Source organism: Actinomadura sp. K4S16, from assembly GCF_008327685.1.
Taxonomy (GTDB): domain Bacteria; phylum Actinomycetota; class Actinomycetes; order Streptosporangiales; family Streptosporangiaceae; genus Spirillospora.
The window spans coordinates 237,864-255,045 of sequence record NZ_BDDE01000019.1 but is presented as its reverse complement, the minus strand read 5'-3'; the positions used below and the strand labels follow the sequence as shown (position 1 = coordinate 255,045).

General features: G+C 73.7%; 11 protein-coding genes and 1 riboswitch. Of the genes, 8 read left to right on the top strand and 3 right to left on the bottom strand.

Features of this window, described 5'->3' with window-relative positions; all coding sequences use genetic code 11:
• Positions 1 to 3 precede the first annotated feature (3 nt).
• Positions 4 to 375: a hypothetical protein gene (locus tag K4S16_RS31255; RefSeq protein WP_149262651.1), complete on the bottom strand. Its 372-nt coding sequence runs from the start codon at positions 373 to 375 to the stop codon at positions 4 to 6.
• A gap of 49 nt (positions 376 to 424) precedes the next feature.
• Positions 425 to 541: riboswitch (SAM riboswitch) on the top strand.
• Positions 542 to 582: 41 nt separating this feature from the next.
• On the opposite strand from K4S16_RS31255, the gene K4S16_RS31250 reads away from it, so the two are divergent.
• The 5 genes from K4S16_RS31250 to K4S16_RS31215 all read left to right on the top strand — a co-directional run bounded on the left by K4S16_RS31250 (position 583) and on the right by K4S16_RS31215 (position 8,748).
• Positions 583 to 1,842, top strand: a complete 1,260-nt coding sequence (locus tag K4S16_RS31250) for an aminotransferase class V-fold PLP-dependent enzyme (protein ID WP_149262650.1) — start codon at positions 583 to 585, stop codon at positions 1,840 to 1,842.
• A gap of 101 nt (positions 1,843 to 1,943) precedes the next feature.
• Entirely contained in the window at positions 1,944 to 6,287 is a 4,344-nt protein-coding gene (locus tag K4S16_RS44565) for an SseB family protein (protein ID WP_160161088.1), read from the top strand.
• On the top strand, positions 6,284 to 6,652 hold the full coding sequence (locus K4S16_RS31225; protein WP_149262649.1) for a hypothetical protein: 369 nt from the start codon (positions 6,284 to 6,286) through the stop codon (positions 6,650 to 6,652). Before K4S16_RS44565 ends, K4S16_RS31225 begins: the two co-directional genes overlap by 4 nt.
• Positions 6,653 to 6,758: 106 nt before the next feature.
• Positions 6,759 to 7,781, top strand: a complete 1,023-nt coding sequence (locus K4S16_RS31220) for a hypothetical protein (RefSeq protein ID WP_149262648.1) — start codon at positions 6,759 to 6,761, stop codon at positions 7,779 to 7,781.
• Positions 7,782 to 8,328: 547 nt separating this feature from the next.
• Positions 8,329 to 8,748 carry a hypothetical protein gene (locus tag K4S16_RS31215; protein ID WP_149262647.1) on the top strand — a complete coding sequence of 140 codons (420 nt, stop codon included), beginning with the start codon at positions 8,329 to 8,331 and terminating at the stop codon, positions 8,746 to 8,748.
• Positions 8,749 to 8,923: 175 nt separating this feature from the next.
• Here K4S16_RS31215 and K4S16_RS31210 read toward each other — a convergent pair whose 3' ends face one another.
• Entirely contained in the window at positions 8,924 to 9,736 is an 813-nt protein-coding gene (locus K4S16_RS31210) for an RNA methyltransferase (protein ID WP_149262646.1), read from the bottom strand.
• Positions 9,737 to 10,066: 330 nt separating this feature from the next.
• On the opposite strand from K4S16_RS31210, the gene K4S16_RS31205 reads away from it, so the two are divergent.
• The 3 genes from K4S16_RS31205 (at position 10,067) to K4S16_RS31195 (ending at position 15,855) form a co-directional block, all read left to right on the top strand.
• Positions 10,067 to 12,349, top strand: coding sequence for a substrate-binding domain-containing protein (locus K4S16_RS31205; RefSeq protein ID WP_149262645.1), 2,283 nt, complete (start codon positions 10,067 to 10,069; stop codon positions 12,347 to 12,349).
• A 291-nt stretch (positions 12,350 to 12,640) separates the two neighbouring features.
• Positions 12,641 to 14,155: an RNA polymerase sigma factor gene (locus K4S16_RS31200; RefSeq protein ID WP_149262644.1), complete on the top strand. Its 1,515-nt coding sequence runs from the start codon at positions 12,641 to 12,643 to the stop codon at positions 14,153 to 14,155.
• A gap of 212 nt (positions 14,156 to 14,367) precedes the next feature.
• Positions 14,368 to 15,855 carry an RNA polymerase sigma factor gene (locus tag K4S16_RS31195; RefSeq protein ID WP_160161087.1) on the top strand — a complete coding sequence of 496 codons (1,488 nt, stop codon included), beginning with the start codon at positions 14,368 to 14,370 and terminating at the stop codon, positions 15,853 to 15,855.
• Between the two features lie 9 nt (positions 15,856 to 15,864).
• Here the strand turns inward: K4S16_RS31195 and K4S16_RS31190 are convergent, their stop codons facing one another.
• Entirely contained in the window at positions 15,865 to 16,950 is a 1,086-nt protein-coding gene (locus tag K4S16_RS31190) for a phosphotransferase family protein (protein ID WP_149262642.1), read from the bottom strand.
• Between the last annotated feature and the right edge of the window lie 232 nt (positions 16,951 to 17,182).

Below are 17,182 nucleotides of genomic sequence, written 5' to 3'. Positions count from 1 at the left end.
TGCTCAGTCGCAGGCGTTGCCGATGGCCGTGGGCGTCTCCCTGATCACGGTGTCGAGCTGGGAGACGTCGCCGGAGCCGACGCCGGGGGCGGCGGCGCGGAGCTTGCCGGCCTCCGCCTTCAGCGCCTTGCTCAGGTCGGCGTCGTCGGCCTGCTTCGCCAGCCCGTCGAGGCGCCCGGCGAGCTGCTCGGTCGCCGGGCGCCACTGCGCGGGCTCCGCCGCCGGGACGCTCCGCACCTGGGCGACGTACTGCTGGAACGCCTTCTTCGTGTCGGTGCACACCTGGCCGGAGTTCCCGCCCAGCGCCCCGCACCCGCTGAGGGCGCCGAGCACCAGCGCTCCGCCGGCCAGCGTCGCGACCACCCCGTACCGCATCGCACCCTCCCCTTGATCTTCGATCGGCTCCGCTTATACTTCCGCATGAGGTCATGAGCGCCAGCGCCAAGCCCCGGCTTGCTGGCCGGCAACCCTTCGTCCGCGATGGGGTGCCCCGGGTGAAGACCTGGCCGGACGCGAGACCGCGTTCCGGCAAGCGCGGATCCCGACGGACGCCCCGGGGTCCCTGACCCGGAAGGTCCAGGCATGCCCACGCTGCTCGCCCGCTCCCCCATCACGACTGCTGTGACGCACCCGGAGGGGGTCCGGGTTCGCCGTCTCCCCCGCGTCGTCGGGGCGGACGCCCCGGTTCCGGTGCGCGGCGGCCACCGCGTCCCCTACGCCAACTTCGACTACGCCGCCAGCGCGCCGTGCCTGGAGGCGGTCCAGGAGGCCGTCACCCGCGCACTGCCGTACTACAGCAGCGTCCACCGGGGCGCGGGGTACGCGTCCCAGGTCACCACGTCCGCCTACGAGGAGGCGCGGGAGACCGTCCGGTCGTTCCTCGGCGCGTGGCGCCGCTCGGCCGTGGTGTTCACGCGCAACACCACCGACTCGATGAACCTGCTCGCGCACGCCGTCCCCGCCGGGACGAGCGTCGTCGTCTTCGAGAGCGAGCACCACGCGTCGCTGCTGCCGTGGAGGCGCGCCGTGCGGCTGCCCGCGCCCGCCACCCCGGCCGAGGCCCTCTCCGCCGCGGACCGCGCGCTGCGCTCGTGCCCGGTCGGGCCGCGGCTGCTCGTCGTCACCGCCGCGTCCAACGTCACCGGCGAGCTGTGGCCGATCGAGGAGCTGGCCGAGGTCGCGCACCGCAACGGCGCCCGCATCGCGGTCGACGCGGCGCAGCTCGTCCCGCACCGCCCCCTCGACATGACCGCGCTCGACCTCGACTACGTCGCGTTCTCCGGGCACAAGCTGTACGCGCCGTTCGGCGCGGGCGTGCTCGCCGGACGCGCCGACTGGCTGCGCGCCGCCGAGCCCTACCTCAAGGGCGGCGGCGCCAGCGCCTCGGTCGGGGCGACGACCCGGTGGGCGTCCTTCGCCGAGCAGCGGCACGAGGCGGGCTCCCCGAACGTCCTCGGCGCCGTCGCGCTGGCCGCCGCGTGCGAGGCGCTGCCGCCGTTCTGGGACGACCTCGCCGCCCGCGAGGAGGCCCTGGTGAAGCGGCTGCGGTCGGGACTGGCCGCGCTCCCCCACGTCCGGGAGCTGACGCTGTGGGGCGAGCGGGCGCCGCGCGTCGGGATCGTGTCGTTCACCGTGGACGGCTGGAACGCGCGCGACGTGGCGCTTACGCTGTCTGACGAGCACGGCATCGGCGTGCGCGACGGGAAGTTCTGCGCCCACCCCTTCGTCCGGCACCTGCTGGGCGAGGACGGGAGCGCCGTCCGCGCGAGCATCGGCATCGGGACGGTCGAGGAGCACATCGACCGGCTCCTCACCGCCCTCGCGGAGCTGACAGCGCACTGACCTGCGAACTCCCACGCTCGGTCAGACGATTGTGCTCTTTAATCCTGTTCGCCCATGTAGCGTAGGCAGTCGCGCGGGGACGAGCACGCTAGAAACAGGGGGTGGCGACCGTGGCCGACGCGTGGCGACCCACGTCGGAACTCGAGCACCGACTGCAGGAGACCGTACGGGCCGGCGACCAGGAGAGCTACTTCCGCCTCCTCGCCGACAGCGAGCTCGTCATTCCCGTTCCGCCCGACCTGGTGGACGGCGTGCTCGCCGGGGAGGCGCAGCCGTCGTGGCCCACCCAGGAGGAGGACGGCCGGGTCCACGTCCTGGTTTACACGTCGGCGGCGGCGATGCGGGCGTGCCTCGGCCCGGCCTACCAGCACTTCATGACCGTCCGGTTCGGCGACATCGCCGAGGGCTGGCCCGACAACCGCTGGTGGCTGGCCGTCGACGCGCCCGCGCGCGGCGTCGCCGCCGCCCTGCCGATCGAGGCGCGGCTGCCCGCCTGGTTCGTCCGGCAGGTCGCCGAGGGCGACGGCCGCCCCCCGCTGGTCGGCCGCGCGACGCCGCCGTGGGAGGAGCTGCGCGACCAGCACCGCGACCTGCCCCGCGAGGCGCCGCGCCCGGAGTTCCAGCCGGCCAACGACGTGGAGCGCGAGCTGCTGCGGGCCGCCGCGAACAACGACCACGACCTGTTCCTGCAGACGCTGGCCGCCACCGACGTGCTGCTGCCCGTCCCGGACGAGACGGACTACTCGCTGCGTCCGGGCCGTCCCGGCTTCCCCTGGCAGACCCGCGAGGTCGACGGCTCCACCGTCGTCCCCGTCTTCACTTCGCCGGAACGCCTGGCCGAGGCGTCCGGGCCCGGCACCGAGCACATCACGCTGCCGTTCACCGTCGTGCTGCGGTACTGGCCGAACCACGACTGGGCGCTCGCCATCAACTCCGGCTCGCCCGCGGGCGGGACCGTCCTCGCACAGCAGCTCCCCGGCCTCGCCACCTGGGCCGACCGGCGCGCCGCCCAGCGCATGACGGAGCGTTTCGAGCCGCAGAACGACATCGAGCAGCGGCTCTTCGACGCCGGGCGCCGGGGCGACACCGAATCCTTCTTCAAGATCCTGCTCGGCGCCCAGGTGCTCGTGCCGGTGGACGCCGAGACGCCGTGGGGCATCGTCCCCGGGGACGGCGAGTTCCCGTGGCGCCCCGTCCCCGTGCACGGCCGGACGTCGATCCAGATCTTCACGTCGCTGAAGTGGATGAACGAGGCGATCGGGTCGTCCCGCTTCATCATGCCGAGCCTTCTGGAAATGGTCACCGCGTGGCCCGACGCCTCCTGGACGCTCGTCCTCAACCCGGGCACGCCCATCGACGCGTCCATGCCGGGCGAGCAGGTCCGCACCCTCAGCGGGCCGCCCGCTCCCCCGTCCGCCGCGGCGCCGCCGGCTCCGGCCGCGCCCGCGGTGCCGGTGGCCCCCGCCGTGCCGGCCGACCCGCCGCAGGCCGGTGAGCCGGGACGCCACCACGCCGACGCCCCTGCCGCGCCTCCCGCTCCGGCCGCCGGCGCCGCCGGGCCGGGCCGCCACGCGAGCGCCGCGCCCACCGACGAACCCGCTGTTCCCGCACCCGGAGCGCCCGCGGAGGCGGGACGCCACCACGCGGGTCCCGGCCCTGTCGCGCATCCCGACCCTGCGGCCGGTCCCGGGCCGAGCGGTCCCGCCGAGCCGGGCCGTCCTGAGATCGCGCCTCAGGCCCCGGCCCACTTCGGCGAGTTGGGCGCGGCCCCTGGGGAGGCGGGCCGCCACCACTCGGCAGGCCCTGCCATGCCTCACGCCGCCTCAGCGGGCGGAAACGACACCACCGGTCCCGGTGCGCCCGAGACCGGCGCACCCGGCGTACCTCCCCAGCCCGCATCCTCCGGTGCGGACACTCCCGTCCCGCCGGACGCCGCGGGCGGCGTCCCGGCCAACGAGCCGCCGAGCCCCGCACCGGGCCTGCCGGGAGGCGCGGGCCGCCACTCGGACCCGTCCAGCACGGCCATCGACCCGGCCCTCCTGGCCGGACTGGACCCAGCGGCCGCTCCCGGCCCGACCGGCCAGGCAGGCGGCGTCATCGAGCCCGGTCCTCCCGGCTCCGCGCCTCGGGACGTCGAACTCCCGGGCCGCCACCACGCGGGCGCGCCCGGCTCGACCGACCGGCCGGGCATCGGAGCAGAGCCCGGCCTCCCCGAACCCGCACCGCAGGCCGACGAGCCGCTAGGACCCGGCGCGCCCGGAGACGCGGGTCGCCACCTCGCAGGCACGCCCGGCACCCCCGCCGACGCAATCACTCCTGAGACACCTGCAAGCGGCGTCCCAGAGCCCGGACTTCCCGGCCCCGCACCGCAGGCCAACGAGCCCCTTGGGCCGGGCGCACCCGCAGACGCGGGTCGCCACCTCGCAGGCGCACCCCGCACCCCGGCCGACGCAACAGCACCCGAAGTGCCCGCCCCTGCAAGCGGCGCCCTGGAGCCCGGGCTTCCCGGAGCCACACCTCAGGCCAACGAGCCGCTAGGACCCGGCGCGCCCGGGGACGCGGGCCGTCACCTGGCAGGCGCACCCGGGACCCCGGCCGACGCAATCACTCCTGAGACGCCTGCAAGCGGCGCCCCGGAGCCCGGCCTTCCCGGACCCGCGCCTCAGAGCAACGAGCCGCTAGGACCGAGCGCACCAGCAGACGCGGGTCACCACCTCGCGGGCGCGTCGGGCAGCCCGCTCAGCGCTGCCACTCCCGGTCCTGCGCCTCAGGAGGTCGACCCCTCGGGCCCCGTCCCGGATGGCGCGGGCCGTGCCTATGCGGCCCCACCCGGGCCGGGCGCAGACCCTGGCCACATGGCCGGACGGGACGACCCCGGTGCGCCCCGCGAAACCGCGCCGGGCGGTGCCGGTGAGGTGGGCGGCCCCGCGACCGCCGGCGTCGGACCGCGCGTGCCGGAAGAGGCCGACCGTCGTGTCGCCGGTCCTGGCGAGCCCCGCGATGCGGCGCTTCCCGGGCAGGCGAGCGGACGGGACGCAACCGACCAAGGCGCGCCTTCCGCCACGGGCGGCCTCATGGAGACCGGCCCCCAGGTCAACGAACCTCCAACCCCGGAGGACGTGGAGCGCCACCAGGCAGGCATGCCGGGGACGCCGCCGCAGGACGCGGCCGACACCGCCCAGAGCGGTCGTCACGACTTCGCCGACCACGCGGCTCCAGGCGAGGGCGCGAACGCGTCCCCTGCCGTGGGTGCCGCTGAGCCGGGCGGCCCCGCAGCCGTTCAGCCGACCGCAGGTCCGGCGCCCCAGGATGCCGCGCTCCCCGGCCAGGCGGACGGCCGGGACGTCACGGGTCCCGGCCGCGTCGAGGACGGCGGGAGCGCCGCACCGGCCGGCGAGGCCGCTTCGGGGCGCGCGCTGCACGCCGTCGGGGAGCCCGAGCCCGCGTTCGAGCCGGGGAACCGGATCGACCAGGAGCTCTACGAGGCGGCCGCGAGCGGCGACTCCGACGCGTTCCTGCGGGTGCTGCTGAACGCGAACGTGCTCGTGCCGATCCCCGACGACGCGCCGCTCGAGGTGACCCCGGTCCAGCGGGAGTTCCGGTGGGACGCGGCGCTGCGGGACGCGGTGTCCGTGCAGGTGTTCACGTCGCTGGTCCGGTTGCGCGAGGTGCTGCCGGAGTCCCGGTTCGTGTACGCCGACTTCCGGGAGCTGATCGGCGCGTGGCCCCGGGAGGACTGGGCCATGGTCCTCAACCCGGGGACGCACATCGGGGCGTCCCTGCACGGCGACCAGGTGCGGTCGCTCAGCGAGTGGGCGGTGCGGGTCGGGCTCGTCCCGGGGCGGCCGGAGGTTCCGCTGCCGCCGCCGCGGCGCGAGCCGGTCCCGCAGATGCCGGCGGCCGACCCGGAGGACCGCGTCTCCTCGCCGACGATCATGCAGAAGGTCGTCCCGCACGGCCATGTCTCCTGGTACCTGGAGCAGGGGTACGACCGGGTCGGCGGCTTCGTCCACTCGACGGCCGACGTGGCCGAGCTCCAGACGCCCGGGCAGCTCTACGAGGCGCTGGGGCTGCTGTACGCCGACTCCCCGTTCTCACTCGACGACGAGGGCGTGTACGTCGTCCGGTGGCCCGCGTACTGCCCCGACCTGTACCGCGTCCCGTTCGGGGGGCGGGACGAGGAGGAGATGGCGTCCTGGGGCGAGGCCGGCTGGGTCGTCGAGCGGCCGCCGTTCGTCGGCAGCGGCTTCGCGCCGGGAAGCGCCGGATCGATCCGCGAGTACAAGGTGGCCAGTGTCCGGCTGCCGTACGGGGCGGAGATGTACTACCTCGGCAGGGACCGGTCCGAGCGGTTCATCGCGATGTACGATCCCGACCGGCTCGCCTGGCTGCGGCCGGACGCGAACGCCGACGCATGGGACGGACGGACGGAGGCCGCGCAGTGATCCGGGACGGGTACGTCGCGCGCTGGCTCGGCCGCGACTTCGAGGCGGCGCCCGGCGCCGACGGCGAGGTCCGGCTGTACGCGCCCGGGCCGACGGACGGGTTCGAGGAGTTGCGGCCGGGACGCTTCCGCCGCATCGTCCCGGCGTCCGAAGTGGAGGACCTCCGCTACGTCCGGACGACGTGCCGCTGGCGCGGGGAGCGGTTCGTCATCGTCGGCGAGCATGAAACATGGATTCGTGTCGAATACGTGGGCGGGCTGGCCCCGGTCGCCGAAAGGCTGGGGCTGGAGCGCGTCGACCAGGGCATCTGGCAGGCGTGGGCGCCCGGCTCGGAGATCGAGGACGTCCGCGAGGAGTTCGTCTGACCCTGGATGGGCTTGATTTGGCCCTGGGATCCGTGTTCGCATGTCTCCCGAGGCGATCCCTCGGAACGGAAGCGTTCAACGGCGACGCGACGGAGGTGCGGCGGCAGTGATCTGCCGATCGGCGGTAAAACCGATCTTTGTTGGGCTCGGCACGGCGGCCATCCTCGCCGCCGGAGGCGCATCGGCCGTCGCCGAGGTCACGCCCTCCCCCTCCGGATCGGATCCCGCGTCCCCCGCCCCGGGCAAGCTCCTGGTGGACGTCGCCTCATCGGCGGCCAAGCTCGACCCGGGTGACTCCCTCGACATCACGACCACGGTCAAGGCCGATGGCGGCGACGTCGCGAACATCAAGGTCACGAACGTCGCGGTGACCCTCAAGGGCGCGACGGTGACCGGCGACTGCGGCGCGCCGTTCGAGTCGGCGGCGTGCGCCATCGGCGACCTCGCCGACGGGAAGACCGGTGGCCCCGTCAAGTCGCACGTGACGGTGCCCGAGGAGGGCCCGAAGGCCACGACGACGTACACGATCACCGTGACCGTCGACGCGACCGACCTCTCTCCCGTCTCCGGGACCACGACCTTCAAGTACGTCGTCCCGTCCAAGCCGCCCACGAAGACGCCCACGCCGACCCCCACGCCCTCGAAGACGCCCACGAAGTCGCCGTCGCGCAAGCCCACGAAGCCGTCGACCACGCCCTCGCACTCCTCCTCGTCGGGGACGTCGCACGGCGGGTCCGGCGGAAGCGGGTCGTCCGGCTCCGGGAACGGCACCGGGGGCGTCAACACGAGCGGGTCGGTGCAGACGTCGCCCAACTCGTCGTTCGACGCGCGGAACCCGCAGGTGGCGCTGCCGTCCATCCAGGCGCCGAACCCGTCCGTCGCGCCGAGCCCGAGCGCCGGGGCGGAGACGCCGCAGAGCCGGCTCCAGGGGAACAAGACGCCCGTCGCGCAGGACCTGACGTTCGAGCGGATGGCCAGCACCCAGATCGCGTGGCTGGCGGCGCTGCTGGTGGCGTTCTCGCTCCTGCTGACGCAGCTGCGCCTGGGCCGCCGCCGGGTCCCGGCCGGGGCGCCGAGGCGGCCCAGGGGAACGCACCGGCGGCCGCGGGGCGGCATGTTCGGCCGCTGAGCCGGGCACGTCTCAGTCCTTCATCCGGCTGATCGCCGCGGGCCATGCGCCGGTCACGCGCGCGACGGGTGGCCCGCGTTCCTTGGAGGTATGCCTGTCGCGGTCGCCCCCCAGCTCGGCGCGGCGTCGGGCATGTCCCCGAAAACGGCGGAGCCCGGGAAGAGAATCTCACAAGAGGCCGCAGAACCGGTCCGGAAATATTTGGACCCTCCGGCGGCGTTCCAGCAATGCAGCCCTCTTCGCCCGCCCCAATCCGCTGATGGAGGACGCCGTTCCTCCTGCCCGCCGCCGAACGGCGCGGGATCGGCGGGCCCGTTCCAAGGCGAGCGAAAACCCGGGGCCGCACGGAGCGTCTTGACGATTATCGGCGGGCGTCCGGAAGGCCCGGCGAAACGGCGGGTACGCGGCGCGCGTACCCGCGGATTCCGCCGCCCGTCCCGGCCGACTCGCCGAGAGGAAGCGGTTTGAGGCTCTCAGAGATGGTTATTTTCCCGAAGCGGCTGTTCCTTGCCAGCGCCCTTACTGCCCCCGGAAGAGGTGACCGGTAATGGAAATTCGGACAGACGGCGGCGTGCCGGAGTCGGACGAGATCGCGAACCTGCGCGCCCAGGCCGAGGCCGGAGACCGCGACGCGGCCGGACGGCTGGGCGAACTCCTCGCGAAGCACGGCGACCTGGAGGACGCGCTGCGGGTGTGGGCCCGCGCCTACGGCGACGCCTCCCCGACGACCAGGCGACTGGCCGAACTGCTGGCCGACCGCGGCGACCTGAGGGCGGCCGTCGAAGTGTGGCAGTTCTCGGACCCGGTCCGGCAGAACCCGGCCGGCCTCCACGAGGACTTCCTCGCCGCGCTGGACACCGACGAGCTCATCGACTGGGAGGACGACCCGGAGGACTGGGCGTCCATGGAGCGCGAGCAACTGACAACCCTCCTGACCGAGCGCGGCGACGAGACCGCGCTCGCGTAGTCGCGGCCCCGGCGAACGGACGGCGCATAAAGGCTTCGGAGGTCTTGGCGGCGGCTTCTCGGTCTCGTCCGGCCGGCCATTCCCTTTCCTCGACCCGCGGCATGCGGAATCGAAGACGCGAGTCGCTTGATCCTGAAGATGAGGTGCCGAACGGATTGGCCTCCCGCCGGGGCCGTCAACGCATGAGGGTGTGGCAGGCGATGGCGGCGGCCGCGGTGACGTTGAGGGAGTCGACTCCGGCGGACATGGCGTCCGGGCTCATGGGGATGCAGACCGGTTCGTCGGCCTCGTCCAGCCAATGGGACGAGAGGCCGTCGCCTTCCGAGCCGAGCATCAGGGCGACGCGATCGCCGAGAGGAGCCTTGTCCAGCGGCGTGGCCGACTGGGCGGGGGTCAGGGCCAGGAGAGTGAATCCGGCGGCGCGCAGTTCGCCGAGGCCGTCGTGCCAGTTGGCCATGCGGGCGTAGGGGATCGCGAAGACGGCGCCCATGGAGACCTTGACCGCGCGGCGGTACAGAGGGTCGGCGCACCTCGGCGACAAGATGATCGCGTCGATGCCCAGCGCCGCGGCGCACCTGTATATGGAGCCCACGTTCGCGTGGTCGACCAGGTCTTCGAGGACGAGGATGCGGCGCGCTCCCGAGAGGACGGTCTCGATGGACGGCAGAGGTAGGCGTTCCATGGACGCCAGCGCGCCGCGGTGCACCTGGAAGCCGGTGATGGCCTCCATGGTGGCGTCGTCGACCAGGTAGGCGGGGGCGTCGAGGCCGTCCAGGAGGTCGGCCAGCGGCTCGGTCCAGCGGCGGGCCATCAGCAGGGAGCGGACGGGGTGGCCGGCGGCGACCGCGCGGCGGATCACCTTCTCCCCTTCGGCGACGAACAGGCCGTGCTCGGCCTCAAGGCTCTTGCGGAGATTGACGTCGCGGAGCCGGACGTAGTCCGCGAGGCGCGGGTCGGCGGGGTCGGAGACGGGGATGAGGCTGGCCATCCCTCAAGTCTGCCGCCGGGCGCGGAGTGCCGGGGCGTGCCGGGAGTGTGGCCGGGTTGCATAACGGCCCGGCCGTGTCGCGGAGTGGCCCGGTCGCGTCGCGGCCGGATCCGGCCGCCGGCGGGTCCATATGTCCCACTGTGCGGGATAATCCACCTCCCCTTGTACCGCCTCGATCGCTGGGCGTGACGGTGGCGTACACTGCCAGGCTCGTCAGGCCATACGCTCATGACCTGCGTCATTATCAGTTTTGAGTCCTTTGTAACCTCTGGGGCGTACTACTACAGTGCCGGGGAACATCGGCGGGTTTCAGGTGAATCGAGGGCAGCCGTGAGCGGACGTCATCGCAATGACTTCCCGGAGGGGCCGGGTGAGGGCGGGTACGACCCGTCCAGGCCCGTTTTCGGCCCGGCCAACGACGGGTCGTCCGACTGGTTCGGCGCACGGGACAGCCAGGGCCAGCCGCTCGCCCAGCCCCAGGCCGGCCCGCAGGGCGCGCCGCCCGGCATGGCGCCGGGCGCGTCCGGCGAGACGCCCGAGTGGTTCACGCCCCGGCAGTCGTCCGAGCAGCCGGTCTACGGCTCCGGTCCCTACGGCGCCGCGTCCGGGTCGGGCGGTTACGGGGGCGGCCGGTACGGCGAGGAGCCGAGGACCGGGTCCCCGCAGGGCCGGCCCGCCGCGTCGCCGCTGGCCGGGACGGGCTACAGCGAGTACGACGCCATCAGCAGGTCGGACGGCGGCGAGTCCGGGTACTTCGGCGGGTCCGGCGGGCGCGGCGACTCCGGCGGTTACGGCAGCGGTTCTGGTGGCTCCGGCGGTTACGGCGGCGGTTCCGGGGGTTCCGGCGGCTATGGCGGCGGGTCCGGGGGCTACGAGTACGGGCGCCGCAAGCGCAAGCGCAGCGCGACCGCGCTGATCGGCCCGATGGCCGGCGCCGTGGGCCTGGCGCTGCTGCTCGGCGTGGGCGTCTACGCGTTCGCCGAGAGCGGCGGCGGCTGCTCCGGGGACGGCGCGCTGAACCTGGCCGTGGCGGCCGCGCCCGACATCGCGCCGGTCGTGGAGAAGGCCGCCGGACGGTTCAACGACGGCAAGCACAAGGTCGACGGCAAGTGCGTCAAGGCCACCGTGAAGCGGACCGAGCCGTCGTCGGTGACGACGCTGCTGTCCGGGCAGGCCGTGGCGGACGACCGGCCGGACGTGTGGATCCCCGACTCCTCCCTGTGGATCTCACTGGCGCAGTCCGGCGGCGAGAACGGCGACAAGAGCGGCGTCGTGTCCACCAAGACCTCGCTGGCCTCGAGCCCGATCGTGGTGGGGCTGCCGCAGACGCTCGCGGCGCAGCTGAAGAAGCAGGGCATCACCGCCAGCCCGTCGTGGGACAACCTGCTGAAGGCCGCCGGCGGCGTCGCGGGCGGCGCGGTGACCAAGAACCAGATGATCCCGGCCGGAACGGTGCGGCTCGTCGTGCCCGACCCGATGCGGAACGCCGCGGGCATGGGCTCCCTGATGGTCACCAGCACGCTGCTGGCCAACGACCCGAACCGGGACTCGATCTTCACCGGCATCGTCCGGACCGTCCGGGAGAGCACCGTCCCCGACACGAAGGCGGAGTTCGACCACTTCCGCAAGGACCGCACCGGCAAGCAGCCGATCTCGCTGTCGTCGGAGCAGGCCCTCTACGCCTACAACCGGACCAAGCCGGCCGAGCCCGCGGTGGCGCTGTACCCGATCGAGGGCACGCTCTCGATGGACTACCCGTTCGCCGTCACCACCAAGGACGACGCGCGCGGCAAGGGCGCCCGCCTGCTCGAGCAGGCGATGCGGACCGAGGCGACCCGCAAGGACGTCCTCGACGCCGGGTTCCGGACGGCCGACGGCAAGGCGCCGTCCGGGTTCGGGCAGGCCGCCGGCGTCAGCCCGGCCCGGCCGCGGCAGCTGCCCTCGCCGAAGAGCGAGGACGTCGCGAAGGTCATGCAGGCGTGGGCGAAGCTGTCGCTCGGCCTGCGCCTCCTGACGCTGATCGACGTGTCCGGGTCGATGGCCGAGAAGGTCGGGCCGAACGTCAACCGGCTCCAGGCCATCGCGCAGGTCTCGCAGGGCGGGCTGAGCATGATGTCCAACGACACCGAACTCGGCCAGTGGCTGTTCTCGACGAACATGAACGGCAAGACGCCGTACAAGGAGACGGTGCCGATCGGCGCGCTCGGCGACCGGATCGGGTCCACCACGCGGCGCGGCCTCGTCCTGTCGACGCTCAACCAGATGAGGCCCAAGTCGGACGGCGACACCGGCCTGTACCGGACCATGCTGGCCGCGTACAAGATGATGAACGACTCCTACAAGCCCGAGTTCGGCAACTCGATCCTGCTGCTCACCGACGGGAAGAACGACGACCCGGACGGCCCGTCGCTGCAGGACACGCTGAAGCAGCTGAAGGGCATGCAGGACCCGAACAAGCCGATCCAGGTGAACATGATCGGGTTCGGCAAGGGCGTGGACAAGAACGAGCTGGAGCAGATCGCCGCGGCGACGAACGGCAACGTGCAGGTCGCCATGACGCCCAGCGAGATCTCCCGGATCTTCCTGAGGATGCTCTCCCGCCGGATCCAGTGATCACCGTTCGGTGATCTTCCGGATGCGCCAGGTAGTTCTGGATATTTCCCTGCGTTCGGTGTCAACCGGGCGCGGGGGTCGATCGTCAATCTATGTGGAGGCCCGACGGGGAGCGGGGCCGTCGGGCCTCCGACCTTCTTCCCTCCCTGGCCCGTGACGGGGAGGCGGCCGCCGGTCGGACGACCGACCGGGGCCGGGAGAGCGAACCGCTCCCTCTGAGATATTCCAGCCCGTCCCCGGCGTCCCGGACGCCCGGACGAGGATTCCGAGCACAGCCCGCGGGAGGACTTCGTGTCCGGTTGGCCCAGTCTCGACCGCGCCGACGACGAGCGTCTGGCACGGACGCTCGCGGCGGGCGACCCGAGCGCCCTCATCCAGGTCATGGACCGCTACGCGGCCCGCCTGTACGACTACTGCCACGCGCTGCTGCGCGACCAGGAACAGGCGGCCGGCGCGCTCCACGACGCGCTCGTCGCCGCCTACGCGCACGTGTCCGGCCTGCGCGAGCCCGACCGCTTCCGCGGCTGGCTGTACGCGCTCGTCCGCAACGAGTGCATGCGGCGGCTGCGCGACCCGAACCGTCCCGCGCAGCGGCACGAGGCGCCCGAGGTCGAGGACGGCTTCCTCGACGACGCGGAGCACGCCCGGCGGCAGGAGGCGCGGCGGCTCGTCCACGGCGCGCTGTCCGGCCTGCGCGGACGCGAACGCGAGTCGCTCGACCTGATGCTGCGGCACGGCCTGGACGCCGGCGAGATCGGCGGCGTCCTCGGCATGGACGCGGCGCAGGCCGCGGAGCTGACCGCCGAGGCCCGCGCCCGCCTGGACGACGCGCTCGCCGCCGCCTACATCGCCCGTGCGGGACGCGACGCCTGCCCCGAGGTCGCCGCGATCGCCGACGACGCCGGATGGCCGCTGCCGCCGCCGGTCGTCCGCAGGCTCGTCCACCACATCGAGGGCTGCGGGATCTGCGGTCCCCTGCGCGACCGCACCGTCTCCGCGGCGCGGCTCCTGCAGGTGCTGCCGGTCGCGATGATGCCGACCGACCTGCGCGGGCACGTGATGGCGACCGCCACCGACCCGTCGCTGGCGCCCGACTTCGACGCCATCGCGCACGCGGCCGAGCCGTTCGACGCCTGGGGCTGGCCCGGCATGGTCGAGCAGGAACCCGTGCGCGTGGCGCCCCGAGACGGCTCCGGCTCGCGCGGGGTGTGGGCCGGGCTGGCCGCTGCCGCCGCCGTCATCGCGGTCGTCGCCGCGGCGTACTACCTGATGTCCGGCTCGTCCGGCGAGCGGACGGCGGCGGAGGGGCCCTCGGGCGGGGCGTCGGCGTCCGTCGTCGAGCCGTCCTCGCCGACCGAGTCCGAGGAGCCGTCCGACACGCCCACGCCCACGCGGACCGCGACCCCGACGCCGACGACCACCTCGCCGACGCCGACCCCGACGAAGACGCGCGAGCCGTCGCGCTCGGCCCGTCCGACCGCGACCCGCACCCAGCCGAAGGCCGGACGGCTCTCGATCGGCTCCTGCACGATCCAGGGCGCTGGTCCGGGGAGCTGCAACATCCCCGTGCGGGCCGTCGGCGGAACGGCCACCTGGTCGGTCACGGGCGCGTCCGGCGGTCTCAGCGCCAGCGGCGGCGGCACGCTGCGCAGCGGGCAGGTCGGCTACGCGCGCGTCAGCGGGGTCTGCGACCCGCCCGGGGGTTCCGGAACGGTCAGCTTCTCCAACGGCGACGCGCGCACCGTCACGCTGTCGTGCCCGCCGGACGGCGGAAACGGGGGCGGAGGCGGCCAGGGCGGGCGCTGATCGGAAAAGTGACCTAGATCACGTTTTCCTCCGCAGGGGCCGTCTCACAAGGCGATACGGATACGGCGCGTACCGGATCCGTCACTAAAATCCACTCATAAGGGAGAAATTCCAGCAACTTGGTGGCAAGATCAGGCAACCGAGTCGGCCGACCAGGGGGTCGGGGCTCGTCGGGGCAGATCAGTACACCGAATTCGACTGGGAGGGTTCCCGTGGCCGGTGAGCCAGGGGCCGCGCAGAATGACGACCTCAGGCTGGCGGACTCGCTGCGAGCCGGGGACGTCATCGCGCTGACCGAGGTCTACGACACCTACGCGCCGTTCCTCTTCGACTACTGCCACGGCCTGCTGCGCGACCGCACCGAGGCGGCCGGGGCCCTGCGCAACACCGTCATCTCCGCCCGCGAGCACGTGGACCGGCTCACCGAGCCGGACCGGCTGCGCGGCTGGCTCTACGCGATCGCCCGCAAGGAGTGCATGCGGCGCCGCGACAGCCCGAACCGGCAGACCGGGCAGGAGGCGCCGGAGGCCGAGGACGAGCTGACCCCCGAGCAGCTCGCCCGCCGCGAGGAGCGCCGGCTGCTCGCGCACAGCGCCCTCGCCGCGCTGAACGGGCGCCAGCGCGAGGCGATCGACCTGTCGGTCCGCCACGAGCTGGACGAGGTGGACCTGGCCGGCATCTTCGGCATGCCGCTGGAGGAGACGCTCGCGCTGGCGGAGAAGGCCCGCGAGGACCTCGCCGCCGCGCTGCACGCGGCCCTCATCGCGCAGAACCACTGGAAGGACTGCCCGAGCGTCGCGGCGCTGACCGAGTCGTGGCCGCTGTCCCCGCAGACGTCCACGGCGCTCGTCCGGCATGTGGAGAACTGCCCGGTGTGCGGGGCGCGGGAGACACCGCCGCTGCCGCCGGACCGGCTGCTGTCGGTGCTGCCGATCGCGGCGATCCCCGCCGACCTGCGGCTGGACGTGCTGACCGCCGCGACCGCCGAGGACCGGGCCGGGAACCGCCGCGCCATCGCCGCCTGGACCGAGCCGTTCGACGAGTACGGCTGGCCGCTCCCCTACCAGCCGACCGCGCCGCGCGCGCGGGACCGCGCGCCCGCGCGGAGGCGCGCGCCGCTGCTCGCCGCCGCCGCGGTGGGCGTCGGCGTCCTGGTGCTGTTCGGCGGCGCGATGGCGTGGCTCGGCGGCGGGGACGACGGGACGAACGCGGCCGCGACCGGTCCCGTCTCGCCCGGCGGCAGCACCCCGCCCGGCGGTTCGACCGCGCCGGAGCCGATTCCGACCGACCCGACGTCCCCCACGTCGCCGACCGCCTCCCCGACCGAGTCGAAGTCGCCGTCGAAGTCGCCGTCGCCTTCGGCGTCCAAGACCGCGTCGGAGGCGCCGACGAGCAAGCCGCCGGCGCCGCCCACGTCCAGCGCGCCGAAGCCGCCGAAGCCGGGCACGCTGTCGGTGAGCGGGTGCGACATGGGCCGGGGCAGCTCCTGCACCGTCACGGTCAGGGCGGTGGGAGGCCCGGTGAACTGGCAGGTGAGCGGCACGGCCGGGCCCGTCCGGGCGGGCGGCTCCGGGCACCTCGACGCGGGCCAGAGCGGCGGCGTGCGGGTATCGCGCTCGTCCGGCTTCTGCTTGGGCCAGCAGACCGGCACGGTGTACTTCTCGTCCGGCGCCTCGGCGACCGTCACCTACCGCTGCTGAGCGGGGGGCTTACCAGACCGAGCCGGCGTCGAGCGTGCGGTGTGCCCGATCCAGTAGGACGGGCACGCCGCCGCCGATCTGATCGAAGCCCTCACCGACCGTCGCCTTCTGCAGATAGCGGGCGTGGATGCCCTCCAGGATCACCGCCAGCTTGAAGCACGCGAACGCGACGTAGAAGTCGAGGTCGGCCAGGTCGAACCCGGTCAGCTCGGCGTATCGTCCGGCGAACTCGCGGCGGGTGAGGAAGCCGGGGGCGGACGTGATCGTCGCGCCGACCGGGAGCTGCTCGGCGTCGGCGGCCTCCGCCCAGTAGACGAGCGTCAGCCCGAGGTCGGACAGCGGGTCGCCGAGCGTCGACATCTCCCAGTCGACGACGGCCGCGATCTCCGGGCGCGGCTCCAGCCGGGCGAGCGCGTTGTCGAGCCGGAAGTCGCCGTGGACGAGACGCGCCGGGGCGTCCGCCGGCAGCCGCTCGGCCAGCCGGGCGACCAGCCGGTCGTACTCGGGCAGCTCGCGGGCGGCGCCGGTGGCGCGGACGGCCTCCTGCGAGCTGTCCCACTGCTTGCCCCAGCGCTTGAGCTGGCGGGCCATGTAGCCGCTCGGACGTCCGAAGTCGCCCAGCCCCACCTTCTCCACGTCGACCGTGTGGATCGCGGCGAGCGCCTCGGCAAGCGCGTCGCTGAGGCCGCGCGCCTGCTCGGGCGTGATGTCGGCGGCGTCCTCCCGCGTGCGCAGGACCCGGCCCTCGACGAAGTCCATGAGGTAGAAGCGGGCGCCGATGACCTCCTCGTCGTCGCAGAACGCCAGCGTCGTCGGCACCGGCACCGCGGTCCCCTGGCCGAGGGCCGACAGGACGCGGTACTCGCGGCCCATGTCGTGCGCCGTCGGCAGCACGTGGCCGAGCGGCGGCCTGCGCAGCACGATGCGGCGGCCCCCGTCCAGGGTGATGCCGTACGTGAGGTTCGACCGCCCGCCCGCGATCAGGTCGATCGCGGTGATCCGTCCCGATCCGGGCAGCTCGCGGGCCAGCCAGGCCGCCAGCCGGGGGACGTCGATACCGGGCACTCCGGCGGGCAGTTCTGCGTCAACGGTCATGACCCATTATTAGAACGCGGCTCGGTCGGGGGTGTGAACCCCACCCGGGTACCGCCGTGCGGTCCGTGACGCCCCGGCCACTTCCGGCCGACTTCCAGCCGCTTGTCATCCGATCTCCAGGGACGGCGATGACCTGCGCGGACGCGGGCATCTTCCGCCCCTCTTCCCGCAAGGTGAGTGATTCGACCGAACACCCGGGAGGAAAAAGGTGACACAAGGTGGAATGCTCGGA

Excerpts from the sequence above, each read along its gene's own strand:
- K4S16_RS31255 (WP_149262651.1), bottom strand. The coding sequence starts at position 375 with ATGCGGTACGGGGTGGTCGCGACGCTGGCCGGCGGAGCGCTGGTGCTC.
- K4S16_RS31250 (WP_149262650.1), top strand. The coding sequence starts at position 583 with ATGCCCACGCTGCTCGCCCGCTCCCCCATCACGACTGCTGTGACGCAC.
- K4S16_RS31215 (WP_149262647.1), top strand. The coding sequence starts at position 8,329 with ATGGAAATTCGGACAGACGGCGGCGTGCCGGAGTCGGACGAGATCGCG.
- K4S16_RS31210 (WP_149262646.1), bottom strand. The coding sequence starts at position 9,736 with ATGGCCAGCCTCATCCCCGTCTCCGACCCCGCCGACCCGCGCCTCGCG.
- K4S16_RS31190 (WP_149262642.1), bottom strand. The coding sequence starts at position 16,950 with ATGACCGTTGACGCAGAACTGCCCGCCGGAGTGCCCGGTATCGACGTC.